We start from the raw sequence: 23879 nt of genomic DNA on the forward strand, positions 1-23879 counted from the left end.
CATTATATTGCAAAACTCAACCCCAGAGCCTTAAAATGCCCATGCAGGTATTTCACTGCACAACGGTATTAATTGTTGGCGATATAGCCTGTGAAATAGTGATGAAATTATCCCTCTAATACAAAAACGCGATCGGCTGAGGCTACCGTGGAAGGGCGGTGAGCAATAATAATGCGGGTTATATTAAGAGCGGCAATTGAGGCATTGATGCGCGCCTCATTTTCGATGTCCAAATGGCTGGTTGCCTCATCTAAAAATAGAATGCTTGGGCGGCGGTAAAGCGCCCGCGCAATTAATAAGCGCTGTTTCTGCCCACCTGATAAACTTCCGCCCAGCTCGCTTATCAGGGTTTCATAGCCCATGGGCATCATCAGAATATCCTGGTGAATATTACAACGTTGAGCGCAGTCAATAATATGCTCTGGCTCGCGCTGTTCTTCAAATCCTGCGATATTCTCGGCGATGGACCCGGCAAACAGCGTATCATCCTGCAACACGCAGGCAATACAGGCGCGATAATTGTTAACGCCCACCTTGCTGATGTCCATACCGTTTAAGCGTACTTCGCCCGAGGTGGGCTGCAGCAACCCGCAGAGCAGCTTCATCAGCGTAGTTTTTCCCTTACCGGATGGACCGGTTATCGCTACACTTTCTCCAGCGGCAATAACAAGGTTAAGATTTTTAATCAATGGGGCTGAAAGCGCGTCATATTGAAACGACACATTTTGAACCTCCAGCGCGGCGGGTTCAGAGGTATGCAGCAGCGGGCGTTCAGGCATGCAGTACTCAACGTCGTTAAGCGCAATGTCGGCGATACGCTCAGAGTGCAACGACAGCATCCGCAGTTGCAGTGCCATATTGAGCAAATTAGCCGCGCGCTCAGAGAACTGGCCTCGGTAAGTGTTAAACGCCACAAACATGCCCAGCGTCATGTGGCCGTCGATCAACTGTGAAGCGCCCAGCCACAAAAGTACAATCTGGTCGAGAGTGGCAATCAGCGCATTGCCGCCGCTGTACAACATATCGAAACGCGTTTTGCGCAGGTTGGCGTTGGCGATATCGATATTCATATTAAGCCATCGCTGGGCGCGATTTGGCGAGAGACCTAGCGCTTTCAACGTGCCCATGCCGTAAAGCGACTCCATAAAGTGCGAGCTGGCCCGAGCCGTTTTCACCAGCTGCTCCTCTGAAATTTGCCGGTAGCGCGGATAGGTGACCATGCGAAACAGAGTATAAAGGGTAGTAAAGCCTAAAATTACCCACACCAGCCAGCCGCCATACAGCGCCATCATAATAATTAACCCAAGCGACATAATGCCGTCCATCAGGCTGTTAACGATATTGGTGGTTAGCGTTGTACGCAGAGTGTCGAGGGAGATGAAACGTGATTGAATATCTCCGAGTTTACGCTTCTCAAAATAGGATAGTGGTAGCGCCAGCAAGTGATCAAATAGCCTCGTTTTCCACTGCACGTCGATGAGTGTGCTCATCACCAGCTGGCTCCAGGACTTGAGCATGCTGACGCCGGTGCGAAACAGTACAAAAAAAAGCAGTCCGAGGCAGATCAGGGTCAGCAGATTAACGTCCTGCGCGGGAATGACGTGGTCCATCACCAGTTGCATACCCACCGGCAGCAACAGGTTAACCGATTCGATCATTAGCGAGAAACATAACAATTTCAGCAGCGTGGACCCAAGGCCGTCGATGTTGGACATCATGCGTCGTAGATTAAGTTGGTTAAGACTTTTTTTCTGCACGAATTCTGCATCAGGCCAAAGCTCGAGGGCCACGCCGGTAAAGTGCGTTGACACCTCATGTATGCCCAGTACACGTCTTCCAAAAGCCGGATCATGCACGATAACTCGCCCACGATGCACGGCAATCAACACCACAAAGTGATTCATGTCCCAGTGTAAAATGCAGGGTGTTTTCAGTGCACCGAGTTCATCGATGTCGAGCTGTAGCGCGCGTGATTTTAGATGCAGCTGGCTGGTTATCGACATCAGTGTTTTCAGCGTTACGCCGCGGGTTGATACATCAAACTGCTGACGCAGGGTCAGCAGGTCGGTCTGCAACCGATGAAATCCGCAGACCATTGCAACGCAGGCCAAACCGCATTCAGCGGCTTCGGTCTGAATAATTTGCGGCACTTTACGGCCAAAACCAAAATGTAACTTCTGAACTAACTCATTCAACTGTTGTTTATTCATTGACTGTTCCCGCCGGAAACCGGCCCCGTAATGCTATTTTTCAGGCTGTAATAGGGTGAAAGCATCCACTGATAAAGCGGACGTTTTTCGAGAAACAGCGATAGCTGCGCCTGCATGCCGCTGGCAATCACCAAGGGTTGGCCGTGCCAGCTCAGTGCGGCCGGATCCAGCGCAATAATTGCCTTAAAATAGCTGCCGGTTACCGCGCCGTTACTGCCTCTTGGGGCGCTGAGATAGTCCTTCATCTCTTGTGCGGTGCTGGGGGCGTCGGCTAATGAGAAAATTTTTGCTGGAAACTGGCCATACTTTTCGGCGGGAAATGCGGCATAGCTTACATTCAAGCTTTCTCCAAGGGTCACGAACGGGCGACTCTCGTCGGGTAGCCAGGCCACCAGGTAAAATACGGGGTGACTGCCCGGTATCAGCTGCACCAGGCTGTCCCCGGAATTGACCATCTGACCCAGCGTGACGCTAAGTGACGAAATAATGCCTGGTGAAGGGGCCGTTATCAGCAGCATATTTTTGACATCAGCCCCTGCCAACTCGCGATCCAGGCCTTGCTGCTGATAGAGCGACTGCGAAATTTGATTATCAAATTCTGCGGCTTTAGTGACCTTGGCGCTTTGCAGGCCGCTGATTTGCAGAGATTGTTGGATAATCTGCGCGGTAAGGTTCTGATAGGCACTCTGCTGCTGGTAATAGAGATAGCGCTGATTATTCAGCTGATCGGTGGTTATCAGCCCTTTGCGCAGCGAGGTGTTGTATGAGTCCAGACTTTTTCCCATGGCGTTCAGCCCATCTTTAGACGAGGCAACCATTTGATTAAGGCCAATCTGCGCCTGTTGATACTGTTCTAACTGTTGCTGCAGATTACTGAGCGTTTCGCGTTTGTTGTTTTGCTGCTGGGTAATAATATCGTTAAGCTGCTGGCGCTGTTTATAAATAGCCGCCAGCGTTGAGGTGCTGGCATTGCCCTGCTGAGTAATACGGCTGAGGTCGATTTGATAAAGCGGCATACCGGCAGTCACTCTTTGCCCATTTTCAACAAACAGCTTTGAAATAACGCCTTGTTCGGGAGAAAAGAGATTAATAGTATGTGGCTGGGTGATGATTTCGGCATTCACACTAATGCGTCTTGTATAATTAGCGAAGATTAGAAAGCACAATAGGATAATAATAAACGCCATCGTTGATAATAAAGTTAGCCACAGCGGCCAGCCCTTAATTAATAATGCCTTACCCAGCCATTGAGCTTGCTGATGTTCGCTAACTTCCCGGCGAAACAGTGACGGCATGATGTGGCTCTATCTTCAAGGTTAATATTGGGTTATACAGTCATGAAATTGTTAGTTTCATGATTGTGGGTTTGTAAACTATTATTTAATTATTTTGAATGATATATGTAACTTTCCCCACATCACTAACGACTTGCTGTAGGTTTTCTGGCGGATTTACCACGAAACTCTCAATGGCAATATATTATTTTGTAATTAAACCATTAATTTAACCACCTGACACCATTTCAATATCACAGGATTCTAGAATTTTCATTGTAACCTCTGAAGTGGATGATAAATGCATTTTCACCCTAACGGTAATAACCCCTCAATAAATGGTTGGGGAAATCACCCTCAGTTCATAAACAAGTTTAGATTCCCTTAAGAAAAACAAAATAATAACAATATATCTTTAACTTACTATTAATTTAATGTTAAACTTATGAAAATCAACCAGTTACGCATATTTTTGTGAAATTTAATATATATAAGCAATGCCAATGCTTACTTATACTGTTATTTAACGCTATTGCGTCAAAAGGTGGTTGCAAAATTTTTTATATTCAATTTCTGTAGCGTATTATGCTGTCAATGGGTTCGGTTTTCGGTTTTATAAGGTTAATGATTTGTTGCCTAATATTGAGTTATGCTAAGATTGTCGACTTTTCTGACAAATTTCTGCCAGATTAATTTCAGCACTGCTTTTGACCTCGGCTATTAAATTTCCCAAGGTGGCCAGGTGATCGTCTGTCTACAAAAGCGCGCGATAGAATAATCTCGACTGGCAGATTTCCAGCTTTCTCCGTGAATATTTCACGTAGATGAAAAGGAGTTAAACCCTCCTCTTGAAGACAGTGAAATTCATATAGTTATCTTATGCGTGTAATGGTTGTTTTTTCATGATAACTGACTTGTTTTTTTCTTTTTATCAGTGTAAATAACTTATTTTTTTGAGTTAATCTGGGTTATTTGACTAAATCATGATTTGGTTGTCTGGTGTAAAATGATTATAATCAACGTCTAACCTTGCTATATGGCATTACCCGTTTAAAGACACGGACATGGACATGATTTAGTGGATTGCACTACAGTCATTGGAGTGTTGTGAATGAGTAATACATTGTTTGTCATTATCATTTAAGCAACACCTCGGGCGGGTACTTCGCGCGTTGAACGCGTATACGAATGAATGATTTTAGAGGTGCAATATGAAAGAGCTTATTTTGGCAGCGAACGACGAAGAGCTGAATTCCGTGGCTGGCGGCGCCAATTCCTTAGGCGAATTGGTCCATACAGTAGAAGAGAATCTAGTAACGCTGACCGCACCTGTCGACGCGGGTGTTGATGCTGCGGAATATATAATTGCAACTAATTTATGAGCTTTATAAGGGTAATCGTTTTCGGTATGTGATGTTGAGTCCATTTCCTGTTGTGGAGCCGTTGTAGATCTAACATGCTGGCTCCCAGCTTAAGAGTTCATAAAATATAATATAAGGGAGGTACAACACGTGCAGTTGGAGCGTATCGGAGTAGCGATGACATCACTACGCATTATTTCAACCGTATACCGGGTCAAAACTCGCTTCCCGTTGTATACTTTGCCATCCGCCACTGCTGTTCCTCTGAGGTTACAGTCAGTTGGCGGATTGGTTCATAAGCCAGAGAAGTTTTGTTGTAAAGTTCGATAATACGCAGGGAGAGATAGCCATACTCCGCGCTCCCTTAAATAAGGTCTCCAGTCAGTCAAATCCAGAGGTGTTAATTTATATTATCACTCAAAGTATAGGGATAAAGTATTGGCAATTAATATCGTGATTCTTGACGCTGGACATTAACGGCTTATAGATTTCTATATCCTCTCCTTTTCGGCGTATCATTTTGTTTTTAGGAAGATAAACCGAATAAATATTGTAAAGAAAATCCTGCATCCCATCCATAGCGCCATCGTAGTGAAACTTCACATACTTACCTTTTTCAATAGTAATTAACTCATCATTGTTAACAGGGTTATTCGCATCCGATGGTGCGGTGGCTGCCGTATACTGAAAAGCATATTCCTGCCTTGAACTTCTTGATGAAATATACTCCACCAAACCAATCAGTTTCGTGGGCTTATCACGTAAATTGATAAAGTGGTCATCCCAGATCTTCATTCTGGAGTTGAAATCGAAGTATTCATTTTCCCCAACCTTGCTAGGGATCTCTTTTCTCTTACCGACCAGTTGCATGGGTTCGAGCGTCACGATATCAGCTTCCAGGGATAATTCTTTCTTATATTTTATTGGCGCAAAGAATTTCTTTGTATCTAATGTTTCAGACTTTCTGAAAGCCCTGGGCGTCACACCAAACTGTTTTTTAAAAGCCCGACTAAAATGTGGCTGGGAGTCAAATCCATATTCTAGTGCTATATCATAAATATCTCTTTTAGTGATTTTTAGAATGGTTGCAGACTCGGAAAGTCTGCGTCCTCGAGTGTATTCACCTAAAGTCATACCGGTATGCTCTTTAAAGATTCGCTGTAGGTGCTACTTTGAATATCCTGCTTTACTGGCAACATAATCGACAGAAAGGGGATGATGTAGATTCTTTTCAATCCAATCCAAAAGGCTTTTAATGACACTTTCTTGCATTTTCTGATTCATTGTTTCATTCCATCATCATTGATTTGTTTTTAACGGCCTATCTCATTTTTTCAAAGCTTTTTTTGATATTAGAAATCAGTCCAAAAATAGTCATTGAGTATTTTTTTTCTTTGCATTGTTTAATCACAGACACGGTTCCTCTATAAGGGTTTATTTTCCCCTTTTCTATATAAGTGGAGTCAGCATCACTTTTCATAAAGTTGGGTAGATTTAACCCTTTATTTCTATCGCACGTCACCTCCTGGCTCTTAAGATAAGCATGAATCTCATTTAAAAGAGTCTCATCGAGACCCGTATCAAGATTAAACGCAAACGGGTCTCGGGATGATACAGACAACACCGGGATCATTCCTTTTTCATTTATACTGCATATTATCAATGAGTTATCTTCATAGTATGGATTCTCAAGATAGCGTTTAAAAGCAGTCAGTCCTTTACTGTCATTTTCTGAAAGCAGATTGATTGTTCTGTTCTTACAGCTAACCGCCCCCTTCGTCTGGAGGGCTAAGCCTAATCCCGGCAATGAGGTGACAACGCTCTCTTCCTTTAAAGCATTTGTTAAACGCTGCACCGTAGAGCGCGGTAGCGATACCTGTTTAGCGATCTGACCCAGCGTTAACGGGTAAGCCGTTTCTTCCAACAGGTGGATTATTTGCATGGCACGACTTATTGATTGCACAGACATCCCTGCACTGTCGTCAGTAAGCGAACTCTCGTTCATAGGCATAAATTTTAACCAACCCCTCTGCTTAATTAGCACTAAATGTGATCTTAACACTCAATATTTGTATCACAATGCGGTCAACATTATCACTTTATGGTTGATTAATTCTTTTGCAATTGATGTTAGAGTTAGCAAAGTGATGATTTAAATAGGTTTATTGGAGGCTGTAGTGCATGAGCTAGTTTTTGTTGACCTACTATGGAGCCCGTTTACGCGCATGGTTCTCATCGCCATAGTAGCCTCATTGATATTGAACAAGGTTATTGCCAGATGGCTTCCTGCTTATCTGAAGAAGGTTGAGCCTCTTGCCGGGCTTAGTGTTTTTGTATTAGTTATCTTGCTTCAAATGACAATGGTATTTGGTAAATGAAAAAAACAATTAATATTCTTATAACGTTAGTTCTTGTTATTTTTATTCTTTGCGCCGCAGTGTTTATATGGAATAAGTACATGTACACCCCCTGGACACGTGATGCCAGAGTTCGCGCCGATGTTGTTAATATCGCACCCGATGTATCAGGTTGGCTGACAGAACTTAATGCCCATAACACTTCACAGGTAAGCAAGGGCCAGGTCTTGTTTACCGTTGATAAGGCACGCTATCAGGTTGCCTACGATCAGGCTGTTGCACAGGAGGCTCAGGCAAAAGTTGCCTGGCAACGTGCTCAAAATATTTCAGACCGCAGGGCTCATTTGCAAACTGCGGTAAGTAAAGAAGACATCGATAATTCCCGTCTGGACGCTGCGTCTGCGTTGGCAACTTATCAAGAAACCCAGGCAGAAACGCAGTCTGCGTTAATCGATCTTCAGCGTACTACTTATCTGTCTCCGGCCGACGGTACGATCACTAACCTTGATGTTTCTAATGGCGATTATGTCAATAAGGGTGTGACCAAACTGGCTTTAACCGTTAAAGGAAGTTACTACCTGACTGGTTATTTCGAAGAAACCAAGCTGCCGGGGATTCATATTGGTGACAGCGTTGATATTTGGATGATGGCCGGTACGCGTCATCTTACCGGACACGTTACGTCAATCGATGCCGGTATTTCCAACAGCAACATTACTGCGGGAAATCAGATGTTACCGGATGTTGAAGCAGGGTACAGCTGGATTCGTTTAGCTCAGCGTATCCCAGTAAATATTAAAATTGATAATATCCCAGCCGATATGAATATTTCTTCTGGCATGTCCGCGAGTGTGCGTGTTGTGGATGCAGACAATAAAGCCAGGACGTCCGGCATGCATTCAGTTTTGGCTGATATTGGTGCAGTTCTTGATTAAAATAAGTTTTTCCGGAGTATAAAATGGGACCAGCATCGGACTCTTTCCTGTTAACCAACAAATTTGCCGTGCGCACCGGGATAAAACTCAGTATCTCGGTATGGGGTGGTTTGGTTATCGGGTTATTAATGAATTTTGAACACCCAGTGTGGGTGATGATTACCGGGATAATTTCATTCTTTGGTCTTGATCACGCACAGGTTTTAAAAAAATGCCTGGCACAAACCTTTGCGACCATTGTCGGTGGCCTCATTGGTGTGGTGATTATGTCATTCACCATGCAAAGCCCATTTCTGACGGTGATGACGGTATCAATCCTGCTATTTATTGGTTCAGGGTTGGGTTATAACACTCGCGATATGAATTTAACGTTCTGTTGCGCTTTCACCTGCCTGACTATTTGTCTCATGGTGATTGTACCGGTGCTTGTAGGTCCCACTCCTGAGACCTTGATGACGATATTTATCGACCGCGTCGGAACGGTAACTTTTGGGATCTTCTGGGTCGCGTTTGTGAGTATTTGCTTTTGGCCGATGTATTCAGCCGATATGCTTAAAGGCAGCACCAAACAGCTGATCGACACGCTGACCGAAGAAATTAATCCAGGAAAAGATCATCAACAGTCATTACTAAAAATTAGCAGCCTAGTGGCTCAAATCGAGGATACGGCTAAAAACAGTGATTTTGAGAGCCATAACTCACGTAATGCTGCCAGAATCGCCCGAAAAATTAATGAGCTGGTATTTTCTATCTTTGGTGAAAGCGTATTTTTGCTTGAAAATAGAAATAATATTTCAGATTCGATTAAAGCCTGCTTTGAAGACTATCTGGCTTTACTAAAGCACAAACATCATGCATTTCATGCTATTAACGAAGAGCACGATGATTTGGTGCGTCAGGGCAATGAGCTTAAAGCTCGGGTAGCCAATCTCGATAGCGAAATTCTTACCCCGCTAGATTTTATCTTTGTCGACAAGCTACGCTCTTGTATCGATAATTTTATTGCAATGAAAGAGTTACAGAACAACTTATTTCATGACAGAAGATTTTATAATAACACCATAAAAATTACTAAAACTTTTGATATCAAAAATTTTATCCGCAATGGAGCACGCACCTCCGGCTATTTTATATTGGCTTATGCATTTTGGTATGTAACCTCCTGGAGCTACAGCTTCCTTATCGTCGCCGTCCCTATCGTTTTCAGCGTGATGTTCAGTAGGCTTCCCCACGCGGAAATCTTGTTAGGCAAAGTCATTAAGGGCATGCTGTTCTCTATTCCCGTTGGCGTTATTGTGTATATCATCACGGCTAATGCTCCTTCAGCCATTGAGCTTTATATACTCATTGCCGGCATACCGCTATTTTTTGGCTTAATGGGGCTTTCCAGCCTTTCGTCTTTTGCATTATCGGTGGGCTTTAATATAGGCTATCTAGTTACCATTTTACCGGAAAATAATTATGACTATACTTTGGATGTATCCTTCGCTATTGTTCGTACGCTTGCGATAGCGATTGGTGTCATTATTTTACAGCAACTTTTTGTTTTAATTCCAAGAGATACTTTGCTTGGCTCATTTGGTTCTGGTAAAAAACTTTTCAGCAACGAATTGAATGATGCTCTCGATATCGATAAAAACGGACGTAGCGAAGCCATTGAAAAAATTAATGCGAGAATTGTTGATAAGCTGACTACCGCCTCAATGCAGGAGGTCGATGAGACCCGAAAGGATGTGATATTAGAGGGAAATAGAGCACTTGAAGTGAATAGGGCGATCAGAGCATTGAGCCGCCACGCAAAGCTGGCAGATCTACCTAACTCATTTTTTAAAAATATTAATGAATGGAAAAAGGATATTTTAGCACGTAAGCAGTTTGAGGATGACGATTCTAAAAAGTTGCATGCTATAGTCAAAGAGAACGCACTTTCTTCAGGGTTGAGTATGATGGATAATAAAATGTTTTTCATTGAGAATGTGATTCCAGAATACGACAGATTAATTCGCAATAGTATAAAACAATAATATTCACTCTCATCATTGATGTACTTGGGACGTAATATTTACGTCCCTTTTTTTTTGATTTATGATGTCGTTCTTTTATTAGTATTTAGGGCAAGTGAACAGTCATGTCTGATGAGAACAAAGAGAGTGGGATAAAGGTGTTACACAAGGCTGTTGACGTCCTTCGTCAGTTAAGTAACTCACCATCCGGTATGTCGCTGAGTGAGCTTTCCCAGAGTGTTAATTTTCCGCGTTCAACCGTACAGCGAATTGTTGCTACGCTTGAATCTGAGCTCCTCGTAGAACAATTGAGTAAAGGGGGCGGCTACCGACTCGGGCAAGGACTTGGGCTTCTTTTACAAAACACCCAGTCCGATCTCATCGCCATGACCAGACCTTTCCTGCGTAATTTATCATTAGAAGTGAAGGAGTCTGTTTCACTGGCAACGCTATATGGTGACAAGCTGCATGTTGCTGATTGTATTATTTATGAGCGCGATTTGCGGGTTTCTTTTCCTATCGGTCTCGAAGCTCCATGCTATGGCACAGCCGCCGGTCAGGCTTTACTGTCAACACTTCCCGATGAGTTGATCGAAAAATATATACCCGATGAGATAATGGTTGCGCGCGGTTCACAGCTCACCCGTGACTCTCTTATCCAAAAAATCAAAAAAATTAGAGAGACAGGTATCGGTATTGACGAGCAGGACCATATTGAAGGGGTTTGCACTTTTTCAGTCGTGCTGCAAACTACTTTTGGAAAGTTTTCAATTACTATACTTGCACCGGCAGTAAGAGCTAATTATGAAAAAGAGTTCTACGTGGAGCGCTTAAATAAAATTAGAGAAGATCTCATGCACCGTCTTAATTTTTTTTCATAGATTTGAAATATATTAACCTGCTCCAGGGATGACATCCAATATTCATTCAGCGATGTTTAATCCTTGGCTCTGACGCCATCGTCATGTCAGGAACACAGTCTATTGCTCGTTTTTGACTGATAACAGCCTATCGAACGGCTGTTTCGGGTCAATTCAAGTCGTCAACCGGTACAGTGAGTGTCAGCTTGCGACTGGACATGGGCGAGCATCTGACGGCAGACTTACAGTAAAGGTCGTTCCCTTCTTCAGCACGGTCCACAATGACAGTCTCACCGTGACTTTCTGCAACCCTTTGAACAAAGGGGAGTCCAGGTCGCAGGACCGTATGCCCACCGAACGACCTATTTACTTACCTGCTGACATACCTGTTTGCATCGATATTTGCTGAGCGGACTTTAGGTGCTGCATAACAACCGGCAGATGCGCGTCGGCCAGTGCCTTCACATCCGGATCCTTGATCTTCTTGGTGTCATTTTGCAGCGTCGACAGCACCATCTTATGGTCCTTGGTGCCGGCATTTTCCATATACATCTTGTCAAATGCGCCACCGCTCTGTTTTTCCAGCTTGGCGGCCATGGCCTTATGCTTGGCGTCCGGCTTAGTCGGCAGTGCCAGGCCCTTTTGCTGGGCGACAGCCTGTACTTTGGTCAAGGCTGCGCTGTGATCTTCGACCATCTGCTGAGCGAATGCTTTGACGTCGCTGCTTTGTGCCTTTTTCAGCGCTATCTTGGCGGCGGCGATTTCATTGATATTGGCCTGCGCCATGTCCTTCAACGCTTTTTCGTCGCCTGAGCTAAGCTTGGTGCTCGAGTCGGTCTGGCTGACGGCGCCATTCTGCGCGACGTTCGTCGGCGTCTGGGCTTGCACACCGGCAGAGCAGAACATCGCTGCCAGTGCCGAGAGGGTGATCAGCCCTTTCAAGATTTTATTTTTTTGCATTTTGTTCTCCTGATGGTCATGGGTAAGGTGGGTGTTAGGTCATTAACCCTTGGCAGCCTCGTATTTAAATGACCACCGCAATGGTAAGTATAGTGGATCAACGATTTGAGACAGTAGTTTAAGTATGGTCCTCAAAGGAGGACGGCGGGGATGATGGAAGCAAAGAAGTGGAAATTGCACAGTGCGGAGCGGTGTGGCAAAAGAGAACGTGACTCATACCGCGTTGAATCCTTACATCCATATTTACGTTAGGTTCTTTCCATAATTTAAAGGGGGCTAGCGCCCCCAATTTTATTTACGTCCAATTAAGCTATTTACGCCCAATCAGGAGGCCTAGTAATAAACCTACACCTGCGGAAATAGAAATAGCGACGAAAGGGTTGCCCTCTACGCGATCTCTAACGACGTTGGCTGCATCTTGGGCAGCCTGGCTGCTCTGAGAGACGACTTTCTGTGCAGCCCCTTTTACCTGATGAACATAATCATCAGTGAACTCGCCGTATTTTTCTTCAGCTTTTCCTGCGACTTCGTTAGCCTTGTCTTCTATTTTTCCAAACATAGCGTTTCCTTTTACATTATTGTTAACCAGGAATGTTGGCCCATGCTGGGCTCTATATGAAGAGCAAGAGGCATGCCAAAATTTAAAGGCATTAAATTACAAAGTCTTATGTTTTTTTTCAAAAAAGAGAGGCAGACATGTTGTGGCGTAAATAGTCAAAAGTTAGTCTTTCTGACCATTATCAATATTACGTTGTGATATTTAATATCAGGCTTATTGAACGCTTATTCTTCCTCGAACAGCCAATCACCAGTAACTTACGCCGACGATGTAGCGAATACCATTCTGACGGTGGCTAACGATAAAAATGCCCCGCTGTACAGTGCCGCGGGTTAGGATGCTATTCATTTTCTAAAAGAGGCGCAGCTTCGTTCTCCTTTTACTGACTGATCCCCGGGCTCACCGTGGTGACAACTAGCCTTGCGAAAGAAACGCAGGGCGGCTGTGGCATCCGTTAAGCTGTCGCAGGAAGTCAATGGTCTGGCCCTTGTGCTGTCAACGGCCCGGTAGAGGTATTTGCATTGGTCTTTGATTTTTATGTCGGTCTCTTCCATTCGCCATCGACGCCCGTACGGGACGTTTATACCGGCGAAACGCCTTGTCCAGTAAGGGCACAAGGCGGATAATCCAGCGCTGCAGCGTGACTTGGTCAACAATAACCCTACGTTCTGCCACCCTCTCGTCGAGGTTGCGCAGGCTCAGGGTATAGGCCAGGTACCCGCCAACACACAGGGTAATGATATCGACGGGATAATGCAGTCGTTTGAAGACGTTTCGAGTCAGAGGCATCATCAGGCAACATCACAAAAAACAGCATGCTACCTGACGCCACCTTAATACGACACAACCACTTACTTACATTGGTTGCTGGTTGCTTTCTCGGTTCGCCATGCGCCCCACGAACCGCCTTTACCCGGCTCTTCCTGGCCTGCATTCACGTACCACTGGTTTTGCCATACCTGGCCATTATGAGACACTTTGGTGCATTTTGTCGGGTAGGCAATCCTAGCGTTGTAAGCAGCTGCATCGCCAGGATTACCAGGCTGCTCGCCGCCAGGCTGCTCGTCGCCAGGTTGCTCGTCGCCAGGCTTCTCGCTGGATTGTTCTGCTTTCAGAATTTTGGTTACTTCACCCTTATTCTTTTGCGGATCGGTCACGGTCAATTTAACGCTTACGTTAAAGTCGCTATCGGCCGGTTTATGTAGACGTATACGTGTTTCTGCGCCACTGGTATTTGCAAGTTCAACCTTATCGGCGTTACGTGTGACTTCCCAAGTATACTTTAATTGATTATTGGAGGTATCAGGGTCGGTGGTTTTTAACGCATCCAGCTCAAGCCATTCAGAATCTGTAATAGTGTTGCTGCTGGCAGTGATTACGGGAACTGGAGAAGCGCCAGTGCCTGGCTGAGTCTGCTCCTCAAGGGTTATAACATAGGAGTAATTTGTATTTTTCCCTTTAGCATAAACATTATAATGATCGTCCGAATATTCAATCGATACCTCATCACCTTTTAAGGTGTCACCAATTTTCACTGGGAAGTTTTTGGTATCATTTACCGCATCGCCAAGGTCCGGCAGCCAATAATATGAACTCAGGTTTTCAGTGAGCGTATAGCTTACTTTACCCGCATCCGCACCGGCTTTGAACAAACGGAAGGTAACTGTGTCGCCAGCCTTCAGATTTTTGGTCGCAGTGACGCCATCGCCAATGACTCCCCAGGAATCAACGACTTCTCCACCACCTTGACCTAACCCGGTGAGTGTCACATCGCTGCAAGAAGTAAAGTTTTCACCTGTGCCATGCTGTCTGGAAACCGGCCACATCGTCACGATAGTGTAATCACCATCAGTAATGTTACTAGGTAAATCTACCGTTTCAGAATAAATACCGAAACCACCAATTTGGCCATTTGGCCCTTTAACACCATCAAAACGGGCAAGCTCCTGCAAATCTTCCCAGCCAATGGTATCGGCATTATTTGTACCTGGTTTGGTGATGTAGTAGCCAATATGATCAGTACCGTGGTGCGCGGTGAAACGATAATCGAGGGTTATCTTGCCATTTTTAACGGTAATAGCTTTATGTTTCCATTGGTTAGCCGGTAACCCAAGATTTGGGTAACGGCTGTCGGCAGCACAAATTTTGCCTTTTTTTAGCGTTTCTTTATAATTCAGACCACCGCCGACAATCTCCTGTGGTGTGGTAACGGCTCCACTGAACTGGCCAACGGCTTTACAGCCTGGAGAACCTGCGCCTGCCTGACCTGCTCGACAAAAAAATCCGCGAGCTGGGGGATTTTCTAAATAACCATGAGCGGAAGCCATGTTTGCATGCAGAAAACCACCGACAGACAGCGTAGTAAGTAAAGCCAGAGATTTTAACTTAAATGTTTTCATAAGCAGTCCTTTACTAAAATTTATAAGGTTGAATGGCAAAAGCGTGTTTGTTTAAGTGCTCACGAGAAACATCCGTTAAAAATGGATAATTTTCCTTCATTGGCCCTTATTTAGCTCCTTTAAACACAGTAAAAGATATTACTAAATTTAATTTCCTTTGTAGTTAAGGCTATTCTTCATTTATTTAAGAAATATCTTTAATTACAGTGGAATTATTTACTGAACAATTAAAACAGCGCCCAGCTTAGAATGTCTGGGACTGTTGCGGACGGCACCGTTGGATTATCCGCCTTGTGCCCTTGCTGAATAAGGCGTTTCGCCGGTATAAACCTCCCGTACGGGCGTCGATGGCGACTGGACGAGACCGACATCAAAATCAAAGGCCAGTGTAAATATCTGTACCGGGCCGTTGACAGCACAAGGGCCAGACCATTGACTTCCTACTGACAGCTAAACAGGATGCGACAGCCGCCCTGTGTTTCTTTCGCAAGGCTATTGGTCACCACGGTGAGCCCGGGGGAGCGACTGTCAATAAATTACGTCAAGACAGGGATGATTGATCAGTGTATTTTTCGCTTTCACTGCACACAGAGAAAATAAATACTTACTTTCAAGATTATTGTCCGCGGTGTTTATTAATGGAAGTGCGAGTGTGTCAATATCAGGCATGCCGTTCCGAATGTTGGTAAATAATAAATAAATTTCATCCTTATTAATGGTCAGCGTTGACGAATAAATAGTAATGCCAATTCATGCCTAAAAAATTCCAATTTTATTACTCTATTCGAATTGAAAACTCATTTAATGAATAAATCCAGCTTAAACAGAAATCTATACCTGGATTAGTATCAACGTGCGCTGTTCGTACAAAGCACCCCCTTTGTACTTATACAGGCACCTCTTTGCCATCTATAGTCATTCACACCCTGAGAGTGACACTTTTGAGTGATTCAGGGTATGCACTTACTGGTTACAAATATTGTGCCAGAATCATGTGATTTGATGATTGCCGCTTTACTTTCGAGCCAGTAAGTGCCCCACGTTTGCTAACGAATACTCAGGGCATGCAGAAAAACTGCTGGCTATGTTTCTTTCGAAGAACGTGGGATGCATACCCATCCCTGATAAAAAGGAGTTGGCCATGACCACGATAGATCAGTTTGCTGCCCATGTTGGTCTGGACTGGGTGGATAAAAAGCACGATGTCTGTGTTCAGTTTAAAAACGGCGAGCGCATATTCCATGTGGTTGAACACACTCCGGAAGCGCTTGTTATCGGGCTCAACGAATTGCACCAAAAGGTGAAAGGCAGGATCGCTACCATTGACTGCAGACCCGAGTGTTATAGAGACTAATGCTTTGATGGCAACAGCACTGCCGACACAAATTAAAGTCGTGAGTGAAATCATCAAAACCTATGACGAACGCATTGAAACGCTGTTTGACACATTGCCAGATGCTGAACTGTTCAAATTACTGCCGGGCATGGGCCCAGGAATGCTTGCAGCACTGGGTGATAATCGCAACCGCTTCAAGAGCGCCGAAGAAATTCAAAACTACGCTGGAATTACGCCAGTAACCGAACGAAGTGGTCAAAAATCATGGGTTCACTGGCGTTGGCAATGTGCGAAGTTCGTCCGACAAACATTGGTGGAATGGGCTAAGAAGACGGTAAATTCCTCATACTGAACCAAACTGTATTATCAGAGCCTCTGAGAAAAAGGAAAATCTCATCAATCGTCATCTGGGCTCTGGCATTCAAATGGATAGGGATCATTTACCGCTGCTGGAAGACCAAAATCCGTTACGACGAAGCGAAATATTTGCTGGCACTCGAAGCGCGAAAATCGCCCTTGTTGATGTCGTAAAAAGCTTGTCGAATGTCTCAGGGCGTGAAGCGCAAGCGGGTATCTTTGTTGGTCATGTCCGATAACGCAGGGCTTCAACCAGCAGTTTCATGGCTCGGGAAGTTTCTCGTCTGCTTGGATAGTAAAGGTAATAGCCCGGAAAAGTAGGACACCATTCGGCAATCAGCTCCTGTAGCCTTCCATCTGCAATGTGTTGAGCCACTGAATCTCTTGGGACAAAAGCCAATCCTACGCCATCCAGCGCGGCATTAATGACCTGATAGAGGCTGTTTAAGATAAGCTGGCCATCAACGCGTACGCGAACCTCTTGCTTACCTTTCTTAAACTCCCACGCATACAGCCCGCCATAGGTGGGAAGACGAAAGCTGATGCAGTTATGATGCTCAAGATCCCATGGCGTTTTCGGCGGAGTATGACTTGCCAGATAGTCAGGAGAACCGATGACCGCAAAGCGGTGGTCCTGACCAACCCGCACGGCAATCATACCGCTGGCCACCTCATCACCAAGACGGATACCCATATCGTAGCTTTCAGCGGCAATATCTGTCATGCCGTAATCGACGGAGACTTCAACTCTGATGTCTGGCCATTCCTTGAGAAATCTAGCAAGCCTGGGCCACAGCAGTGTATCAGCAGCATGTTCACTCGCGGTGATGCGCAGTGTACCGCTCGGTTTATCCCTCATCTCCGCAATGGCTGCCATTTCAGCCTGTACTTCTGCAAGCCGGGGGGAGGCGGTTTCAAGCAGCCGGGTGCACGCATCTGTTGTCGAAACGCTGCGGGTGGTACGCGTCAGCAGGCGAACACCTAATCTTGATTCAAGCGTGCGCACGGTCTGGCTCAGGGCTGACTGACTGACACCCAGTTTAGCCGCAGCGCGCGTAAAGCTGTGCTCCTGTGCGACGGTAATGAAGGCAATAATACCGGTAAAGTCATCACTGGCCATTTATAAGTCCTGCTTCTAATTTAATCCTGATTTTACACTCTAATATTATCAGTAAATACCTTTTAGACTTTCAAAACTAAACACCTCCGCAGTCAGAACCGTTCTGCGCTTTTAAAACACACGATTTAACCAAGAGGTTCATAGTTAATGAAATATCGCAAATTAGGCAACACCGGAATGGCAGTGTCTTCACTGGCGCTGGGTACCATGTATTTTGGTGCAGAAACTTCAGAAAAGGACGCCTTCAGTATCCTTGATGCCTTTGTCGATGCGGGCGGTAATTTTATCGATACGGCAGACGTTTACGTTGGCAGCGTTTCAGAACAAATTGTAGGCCGCTGGCTAAAAGCCCGGCAGGGAGGTGCCGCAGGGAATATTGTACTGGCCAGTAAAGGCCGGTTCCCGACAGGTAAAGACATCAATGATGCTGGTTTGTCCCGACGTCACCTTAACCGTGCGCTGAATGCTTCTCTCGAACGTCTCGGCGTTGAGACTATCGATCTGTATCAGGTTCACGCATGGGACCCCCATACGCCGGTGGAAGAAACCCTGTTATTCCTGGATGACGCAGTTCGTACAGGCAAGATTAACTATGTGGGGCTTTCGAACTTCACCGGTTGGCAGGTTCAGCTGATGGTATCTACAGCCAAAGCAATGGGGCTTCATCTGCCGGTCACTCTTCAACTGCAGTACAGTCTGCTTTCTCGCGAATGTGAATGGGAAATGGTTCCGAGCTCATTACATAATGGCCTGGGACTTCTGCCATGGTCACCGCTGGCAGGTGGATTCTTGACAGGGAAATATACCCGCGAGGGTAAGCCGTCCTCGGACAGCCGGGCAGGCTCTGACAACCCTCTCTACCAGCAGGTTTCGGCTGAGTATGCCGCCTCAGCACGTAACTGGGATACTATCGACACCGTCGTGAAAATTGCAAAAGAGATCAATGCCACGCCAGCACAGGTTTCTCTGAGCTGGCTTGCTGATAGACCGGGGGTAACCGCTCCCATCTTTGGTGCCCGCACGCTTGAGCAGTTGAGAGATGGGCTGGGCGCGGCAGAGCTTACGCTGGATGGCGGGGCAACTGAAGCCCTAAATGAGGTCAGTGCCCCTGTTCCGGGTGGGTATCCTTACGGCGCATTTGGACGTGGTCAGCGGTCCCGTCAGCTGTAATTTACAAGACACTCAATTAAGGCTGGTTAATCAACACCGGCCTGCTTCATCCGCTTTTTGCAGGCATAAAGCACTTTATAACTTCCGTGAAGATGCAAGGAAGATCACGAAGTGAAAATTAGAGGTTACAAACTTCCGCTATTCGCTCATAGCGGACCTCCAGCTCAGTTAGCTTGTCCGCTTTGTGCCAGGAGCGGACATCACTAATCAGGGACATAAAGACTAAACAATGTAAGTACTAAAAACTTTCTGCCCATCAAGGGGAAGTCGTTAGCGATTCTAAGATGATTTGCGAGTGAACTGCTGCTCAGTAATAGTACTGCCCCATTGATCGCCTTCCCATTCTTTCGCTAACTCAAATCCGAATGATTCGTACAATCGTCTTGCCGCGGTCAGTTTATTGAATGTCCATAATTGCACCGAAGAGAAGCTCTGCTCATCACAAAAACTCATCGCTTCTCCAATGAGTTTTCTACCCAGTCCGCTGCCACGACAACCATCGTCAAGGATGAACCAGCGCAGATGTGCCTCATTATTTCCCAAGTCCTCACCGTCTATTGCAACTGAGCCGACTATGCGTTCATTCACCATTGCCAGCCAAATCTGATTGCATGGCTTATCCAGGCGAGCTGAAAAATCTGCAAGGCCTGCGGCAACCTTAGCTTCAAAAAAATGGCCGAAATTATGCTCTCTGGCGTAATAGCCTCCATGCATTTCAGTAATACGGCCAATCATACCCGCATGATAACCCGTCACTATTTTGAAGTTGATTTGCAATTTCCCTTCGGTGTTTTCCCGACTGGATTTCAGTGCGCTGGAATATGAAGAAAGACTCTGTGATACAGTCTCTTGCGTAAAGGGATCAAGCTTATCCAAAGCTGCTGCGACCCGCTGCTCAGCGTAAGCATTGATACTCCGTACCGTCTTTTTGCCCTTCCCAGTGAGGCTTAAAAGCTTCGCCCTCGCGTCATCAGCGGACGTGTTTTCTTCAAGTTCTCCGGCTTCAACGAGCTTAGCGACCATGCGGCTGACGCTGGATTTCTCAAGCTCTAAAATCTGCACCAGTTGAGCGGCTGTTACTGACCCATGCGTTTCAACTTCAAGTAATGCGTGAACGGCAGAGGGAGGATAATCTGTTGCAGCCAGACTTTGGTTCATGAAGCCTAACTCTCGCACCATTAAACGTGATGCAGCACGGATGTTTTTTATGTTCTGACGCTCTGTAATCATTATGATTGCCCTGTGACAATGGTTGTATTATACAACCATTGTCACAGGGTGCTTGTCAATCTCTTACTTAATGTCCGCTCCTCGCTCACAGCGGAAGTCCAGCCTTCTCGGCTTCACGCCAGAAGCGAACCTTACTCAGGTTAAGCATTACTGGCCTGTAAGCGTTGTGTAAAAGATGACCAAGTAATGGCCATTTACGCGCGTCTGAAACTTCCCCGATATTGCAGGGGCGTGACGCTGATCCGCCGCTGAAAAGCACTACGCATCTGATCAGGACCGGAAAAGCCACAGTCAAAAGCGATGGTCTTAAGGGGCAGTTCTGTAGATTCAAGCAAGTTGCGAGCCTGATCCAGGCGTATTCCTTCCACGAATTCATGCGGTGTGATGCCCAGTTCAGTGACGAAGAGACGCGCAATGCTGCGTGGGCTGACGCCTCCAATATCTGCCAGCCGCTCAACCGGAAAGGCTTCGCCCACATGCTCCATAACATAGGTTTGTACCTTTCCCAGCGGAGTATCAGGGGCGCGATCTGCGATTAGCAGCGGGCTGAACTGGGATTGGCCACCCTGGCGTTGTGCCACCACGACCAGTATTTTGGCACAGGCAAGCGATATGGCCGGTCCATGATCTTCTCTAACTAAAGCGAGGCTAAGGTCAATGCCGGCTGTCACGCCAGCGGAGGTCACCAGACGACCGTCGCGCGCATGGATCCGATCTTGCTCGACCCGCGCTGAGGGGAACTGACTGGCAAGCTGCTCGGAACAAAGCCAGTGGGTGGTAACAGTACGCTCATTGAGAAGTCCGGCATGGCCGAGAACAAAAGCGCCGGTGCAAATCGAGCCATATCGTTGGGCCGCAACGCCCCACGTCCGTAGCCACGCTGACATAGCAGCGTCGGGTAGGGTGGTTGGAAGGTGCGGGCCACCGGCCACCAGAACGGTGTCAAAAGATCGCTCGGCCTGCTCGAAGGTAAGATCAGCGACCATCCACATTCCGTTGGAGCTGCGTATGCGCTGTGTAGTTGCCGCCACCAGGACACAGTGGTAATGGTCCTCTTCGGGCAAGAAGTCATTAGCCGTTGTGAACACATCTAGCGGACCGGCAACGTCTAACGCCTGAACGCCTTCGAAAATGACCAGTGCAACCTCTCTCTTTGCCATCAGGACCCTTACTTTTGTCAAAAATGATCCGAAATTCCGGCCACTAAGCCACTAAAACGGACTTTGGCAGTTTATCACAGACACTTGGCAGCTTTCAGCTTAGCAAGGCGATTGCCGCAAGATTCAGTTGCCGCGATGATGAGCGGGTCGACTAGAAGGTCTTCTTCGAATACCGGCCGACACCTTAGGAGAAGTATCATGAGCACAACTAACATCATCCTCGTTCACGGCGCCTGGGCAGATGGCTCCAGCTGGGCCAAAATCATCCCGCTGCTGAGCGACAAAGGTATGACTGTCGCTGCCGTCCAACTTCCGCTGACCAGTTTCGACGCCGATGTCGCGGCGGTTAGCCGTGCAATCGCGATGGCGCAGGGAGATGTCGTTCTGGTAGGACACAGCTATGCTGGTGCGGTGATCGGACAAGCGGGCAACGATCCCAAGGTAACACGGCTTGTTTACATCAACGCATTTGCACCGGACGCGGAAGAGTCGGCAGGATCGCTCTTCGCCCAGTTTGAAGCAGCTCCGCTTAACGACGAAATCAGGCCAGACGCAGAGGGCTTTCTGTCGCTAACACCCAAAGGTATCGCCACCCTGTTTGCACAGGATCTCGATCCCATCGAGCAGACAATACTGCACGCAACGCAAGGCCCTATCAATGGCGCTGCACTCGGCGGCACCTTGACACAGGCCGCATGGCGTAGTCGTCCTACTTTCTATCTAATTGGTGACAACGATATGGCAATCTTGCCCGTAGAGCAGGAACGCATGGCCACGCGTATGAATGCCACGATCAAACGTGTCGCTTCCAGCCATGTTCCGATGTTGTCGCATCCGCTCGTCGTTGCTGACTTTATCGTTCTGGCCGCTGACTGACATCGAGGCTGCCGTAACGCGCACCACGGCAGCATATCTTCGGCGCTTGTCTATCCAGGGATAATCCATGTTTCAGACCCAGATCATTACCCTTCCGATTTTACCCTTCGGTATGGTCAACGCCCATCTTATCCGCAGCGAAGCAGGCTGCATACTCATCGACACGGGCATTCCCGGATCAGAGCTCAAGATCGGCAAGGTGCTCGCCCAATATGGCCTGACGTTTCGCGACATCAAACTGATTGTCGTCACGCACGCCCATACCGACCACGCTGGCAGCGCCGTACGGTTGCGCGAATTATCGGGTGCGCCCATTCTTGCGCATCAGGACGACGCAGATTTTTATAGCCGCAAAGAGCCGATGACCTATTGCACGACGAGCTGGGTCGGTAAACTGTTTCTTAAGACGCCAGTTCCGCATGAACAGTATGAAGGTTTTCTCCCTGACATCATGATGAACAACGGCAATGCGTTCAATCTTCTCGATTTTGGCGTAGAGGGTACCGCGCGACACACCGGGGGCCATACACCGGGCTCAATCGCGGTAGAGCTCTCCTCGCAGGATATGATGGTGGGAGACCTGATCGCCTCAGGCATTCTGATCGGTGGCGTGATCCTGAAGGGGCGCGCAATCCGGCCGCCGTTCGAAGATGATCCCGCCACTGTGTCGCGTGAACTAATTCGCATGGTGGAAAAGGGCGGACAGCGTTTCCACATGGGGCACGGCGGACCTCTGGACGCGCGTCAGGTGCTGCGTCATGCCAAGGCTTTAGCAAAACTGGGAGGCAACCCATGCGCTTCAGTCAAATGCGGACACCAACATGATTAGTCAGATTCGGTGTCAATCCTGGACAGAATGAACGCGCTTTTAAGTTCTATAACAAACCAGAATTTCATCGTAAAGGGCGGCGATGAAAATTATTGCCATACTTTAGTTGAAGCGTCCAAACACGCAGTATTTCCGTCATTTAAGAACTAGCATGTCTTCGATGAAATGGGGTCATCGCGTTAGAATATGCACGAGTAGCATTGAGCAAGCCTTAATGAGCCCTGTTAAAGCGCATACGCCTTTTTTAGCTGACGGCACTCGGCGCGGTCGTTTGCTAAGTGCCAGAAGCGGACGCGTTTACTCCATCGACCCTGCGATAATTATCGTTCTGGCTAGGTCATAATGAATATTCTGGCACTTCAGAATTAGTAGCGTACTGAGAAAAGATATAGCCTTTTTTCGACTTGCTTTTCCTTATTTGTTATGTGGCAAAATGGAATTTATATGGCATAAATGCACTAAATGAATATCAAAGGGAATGACCTTATGTCGCTTTATGACCTTAGGACCGAAGCAAATGCATTAACTGAGGCCTGGCACTCTCAAGTATTAGGCCGAATTGGGGAAGCAAATCTCAAAATTTTACGAATGGATGCACGCTCAGTAACTGAAGAGGTACATGAGTATGACGAGGGGTTACTGGTCATTGATGGACGTCTGGAACTGAGTGTTAAAGGTAAAAAAATCTCTGTAAGGTCTGGCGAGCTTTATGTAGCCAAAGCGGGCGTTCCTCATACTGTGGAAATCGGCAGCTTTGGCACACTGGTTATCATTGATCTACCAGAAACATAAATTGTCTCTTACCCTCAGAAACGTATAGTCTGAATCATTGGCAATGTTTCTTCCAGCGGATAGCCTGACTGTCCGCTGTGTGCCAACAGTA

At 46.5% G+C, this 23879-nt stretch carries 19 protein-coding genes and 4 pseudogenes; 12 read left to right on the top strand and 11 right to left on the bottom strand.

Going from position 1 to position 23879, the window contains the following annotated elements:
- Positions 1-107: 107 nt before the first annotated feature.
- Both O1V65_RS03380 and O1V65_RS03385 read right to left on the bottom strand, forming a co-directional pair.
- Positions 108-2210, bottom strand: coding sequence for a peptidase domain-containing ABC transporter (locus tag O1V65_RS03380; RefSeq protein ID WP_269130165.1), 2103 nt, complete (start codon positions 2208-2210; stop codon positions 108-110).
- Positions 2207-3334 carry an HlyD family secretion protein gene (locus tag O1V65_RS03385; protein WP_337251913.1) on the bottom strand — a complete coding sequence of 376 codons (1128 nt, stop codon included), beginning with the start codon at positions 3332-3334 and terminating at the stop codon, positions 2207-2209. Before O1V65_RS03385 ends, O1V65_RS03380 begins: the two co-directional genes overlap by 4 nt.
- A gap of 1361 nt (positions 3335-4695) precedes the next feature.
- Between O1V65_RS03385 and O1V65_RS03390 the strand changes: the two genes are divergently transcribed.
- Complete coding sequence (locus O1V65_RS03390) at positions 4696-4866, top strand: hypothetical protein (protein WP_017494463.1); 171 nt, start codon at positions 4696-4698, stop codon at positions 4864-4866.
- 396 nt (positions 4867-5262) lie between these two features.
- Here O1V65_RS03390 and O1V65_RS03395 read toward each other — a convergent pair whose 3' ends face one another.
- Positions 5263-6000: a GyrI-like domain-containing protein gene (locus O1V65_RS03395; RefSeq protein WP_269130505.1), complete on the bottom strand. Its 738-nt coding sequence runs from the start codon at positions 5998-6000 to the stop codon at positions 5263-5265.
- A 166-nt stretch (positions 6001-6166) separates the two neighbouring features.
- Positions 6167-6856 (bottom strand): helix-turn-helix domain-containing protein, encoded by a 690-nt coding sequence (locus O1V65_RS03400; RefSeq protein ID WP_165429351.1) that lies wholly within the window; start codon positions 6854-6856, stop codon positions 6167-6169.
- A gap of 363 nt (positions 6857-7219) precedes the next feature.
- Here O1V65_RS03400 and O1V65_RS03405 point away from each other — a divergent pair, with 363 nt between their 5' ends.
- The 3 genes from O1V65_RS03405 (at position 7220) to O1V65_RS03415 (ending at position 11021) form a co-directional block, all read left to right on the top strand.
- Positions 7220-8137 (top strand): efflux RND transporter periplasmic adaptor subunit, encoded by a 918-nt coding sequence (locus tag O1V65_RS03405; RefSeq protein ID WP_227959268.1) that lies wholly within the window; start codon positions 7220-7222, stop codon positions 8135-8137.
- 23 nt (positions 8138-8160) lie between these two features.
- A complete protein-coding gene (locus tag O1V65_RS03410) occupies positions 8161-10161 on the top strand; it encodes an FUSC family protein (protein WP_165429352.1) in 2001 nt (666 codons plus the stop codon).
- Positions 10162-10265: 104 nt separating this feature from the next.
- Positions 10266-11021 (top strand): IclR family transcriptional regulator, encoded by a 756-nt coding sequence (locus tag O1V65_RS03415; protein ID WP_165429353.1) that lies wholly within the window; start codon positions 10266-10268, stop codon positions 11019-11021.
- A 345-nt stretch (positions 11022-11366) separates the two neighbouring features.
- On the opposite strand, the gene O1V65_RS03420 is transcribed toward O1V65_RS03415, so the two are convergent.
- Together O1V65_RS03420 and O1V65_RS03425 are read right to left on the bottom strand one after the other, a co-directional pair.
- Entirely contained in the window at positions 11367-11960 is a 594-nt protein-coding gene (locus O1V65_RS03420) for a DUF4142 domain-containing protein (RefSeq protein ID WP_017493330.1), read from the bottom strand.
- A gap of 310 nt (positions 11961-12270) precedes the next feature.
- On the bottom strand, positions 12271-12519 hold the full coding sequence (locus tag O1V65_RS03425; RefSeq protein WP_017493331.1) for a glycine zipper domain-containing protein: 249 nt from the start codon (positions 12517-12519) through the stop codon (positions 12271-12273).
- Positions 12520-12750: 231 nt separating this feature from the next.
- Here O1V65_RS03425 and O1V65_RS03430 point away from each other — a divergent pair.
- Positions 12751-12855 (top strand): annotated as a pseudogene (locus O1V65_RS03430) (short-chain dehydrogenase/reductase); the annotation flags it as partial.
- A gap of 59 nt (positions 12856-12914) precedes the next feature.
- On the opposite strand, the pseudogene O1V65_RS03435 reads toward O1V65_RS03430, so the two are convergent.
- Positions 12915-13308 (bottom strand): annotated as a pseudogene (locus tag O1V65_RS03435) (DDE-type integrase/transposase/recombinase); the annotation flags it as partial.
- Positions 13309-13370: 62 nt separating this feature from the next.
- Positions 13371-14918, bottom strand: coding sequence for a lytic polysaccharide monooxygenase (locus tag O1V65_RS03440; protein ID WP_165429355.1), 1548 nt, complete (start codon positions 14916-14918; stop codon positions 13371-13373).
- A 272-nt stretch (positions 14919-15190) separates the two neighbouring features.
- On the opposite strand from O1V65_RS03440, the pseudogene O1V65_RS03445 reads away from it, so the two are divergent.
- The 3 genes and pseudogenes from O1V65_RS03445 to O1V65_RS03455 form a co-directional block, all read left to right on the top strand.
- Positions 15191-15454, top strand: a pseudogene (locus O1V65_RS03445) (DDE-type integrase/transposase/recombinase); the annotation flags it as partial.
- A 605-nt stretch (positions 15455-16059) separates the two neighbouring features.
- Positions 16060-16272, top strand: coding sequence for a hypothetical protein (locus O1V65_RS03450; protein ID WP_051040091.1), 213 nt, complete (start codon positions 16060-16062; stop codon positions 16270-16272).
- Positions 16238-16785, top strand: a pseudogene (locus O1V65_RS03455) (transposase); the annotation flags it as partial. The gene O1V65_RS03450 and the pseudogene O1V65_RS03455, both read left to right, overlap by 35 nt.
- A gap of 52 nt (positions 16786-16837) precedes the next feature.
- On the opposite strand, the gene O1V65_RS03460 reads toward O1V65_RS03455, so the two are convergent.
- Positions 16838-17731, bottom strand: coding sequence for a LysR family transcriptional regulator (locus tag O1V65_RS03460; protein WP_269130167.1), 894 nt, complete (start codon positions 17729-17731; stop codon positions 16838-16840).
- A gap of 147 nt (positions 17732-17878) precedes the next feature.
- Between O1V65_RS03460 and O1V65_RS03465 the strand changes: the two genes are divergently transcribed.
- Complete coding sequence (locus O1V65_RS03465) at positions 17879-18901, top strand: aldo/keto reductase (RefSeq protein ID WP_165429357.1); 1023 nt, start codon at positions 17879-17881, stop codon at positions 18899-18901.
- Positions 18902-19180: 279 nt separating this feature from the next.
- On the opposite strand, the gene O1V65_RS03470 is transcribed toward O1V65_RS03465, so the two are convergent.
- Entirely contained in the window at positions 19181-20131 is a 951-nt protein-coding gene (locus O1V65_RS03470; protein WP_165429358.1) for a bifunctional helix-turn-helix transcriptional regulator/GNAT family N-acetyltransferase, read from the bottom strand.
- Positions 20132-20325: 194 nt separating this feature from the next.
- A complete protein-coding gene (locus O1V65_RS03475; RefSeq protein ID WP_017493342.1) occupies positions 20326-21291 on the bottom strand; it encodes a GlxA family transcriptional regulator in 966 nt (321 codons plus the stop codon).
- A 198-nt stretch (positions 21292-21489) separates the two neighbouring features.
- Here O1V65_RS03475 and O1V65_RS03480 point away from each other — a divergent pair, with 198 nt between their 5' ends.
- The 3 genes from O1V65_RS03480 (at position 21490) to O1V65_RS03490 (ending at position 23788) form a co-directional block, all read left to right on the top strand.
- The gene (locus O1V65_RS03480; protein WP_017493343.1) at positions 21490-22167 is read left to right on the top strand and encodes an alpha/beta fold hydrolase; all 678 of its coding nucleotides are present in this window, start codon (positions 21490-21492) and stop codon (positions 22165-22167) included.
- A 67-nt stretch (positions 22168-22234) separates the two neighbouring features.
- Positions 22235-22996, top strand: coding sequence for an MBL fold metallo-hydrolase (locus O1V65_RS03485; RefSeq protein ID WP_017493344.1), 762 nt, complete (start codon positions 22235-22237; stop codon positions 22994-22996).
- A gap of 486 nt (positions 22997-23482) precedes the next feature.
- On the top strand, positions 23483-23788 hold the full coding sequence (locus O1V65_RS03490) for a cupin domain-containing protein (protein WP_026110730.1): 306 nt from the start codon (positions 23483-23485) through the stop codon (positions 23786-23788).
- Positions 23789-23879 lie beyond the last annotated feature (91 nt).

Source organism: Rouxiella badensis, from assembly GCF_026967515.2.
GTDB classification, from domain to species: Bacteria; Pseudomonadota; Gammaproteobacteria; order Enterobacterales; family Enterobacteriaceae; genus Rouxiella; species Rouxiella badensis.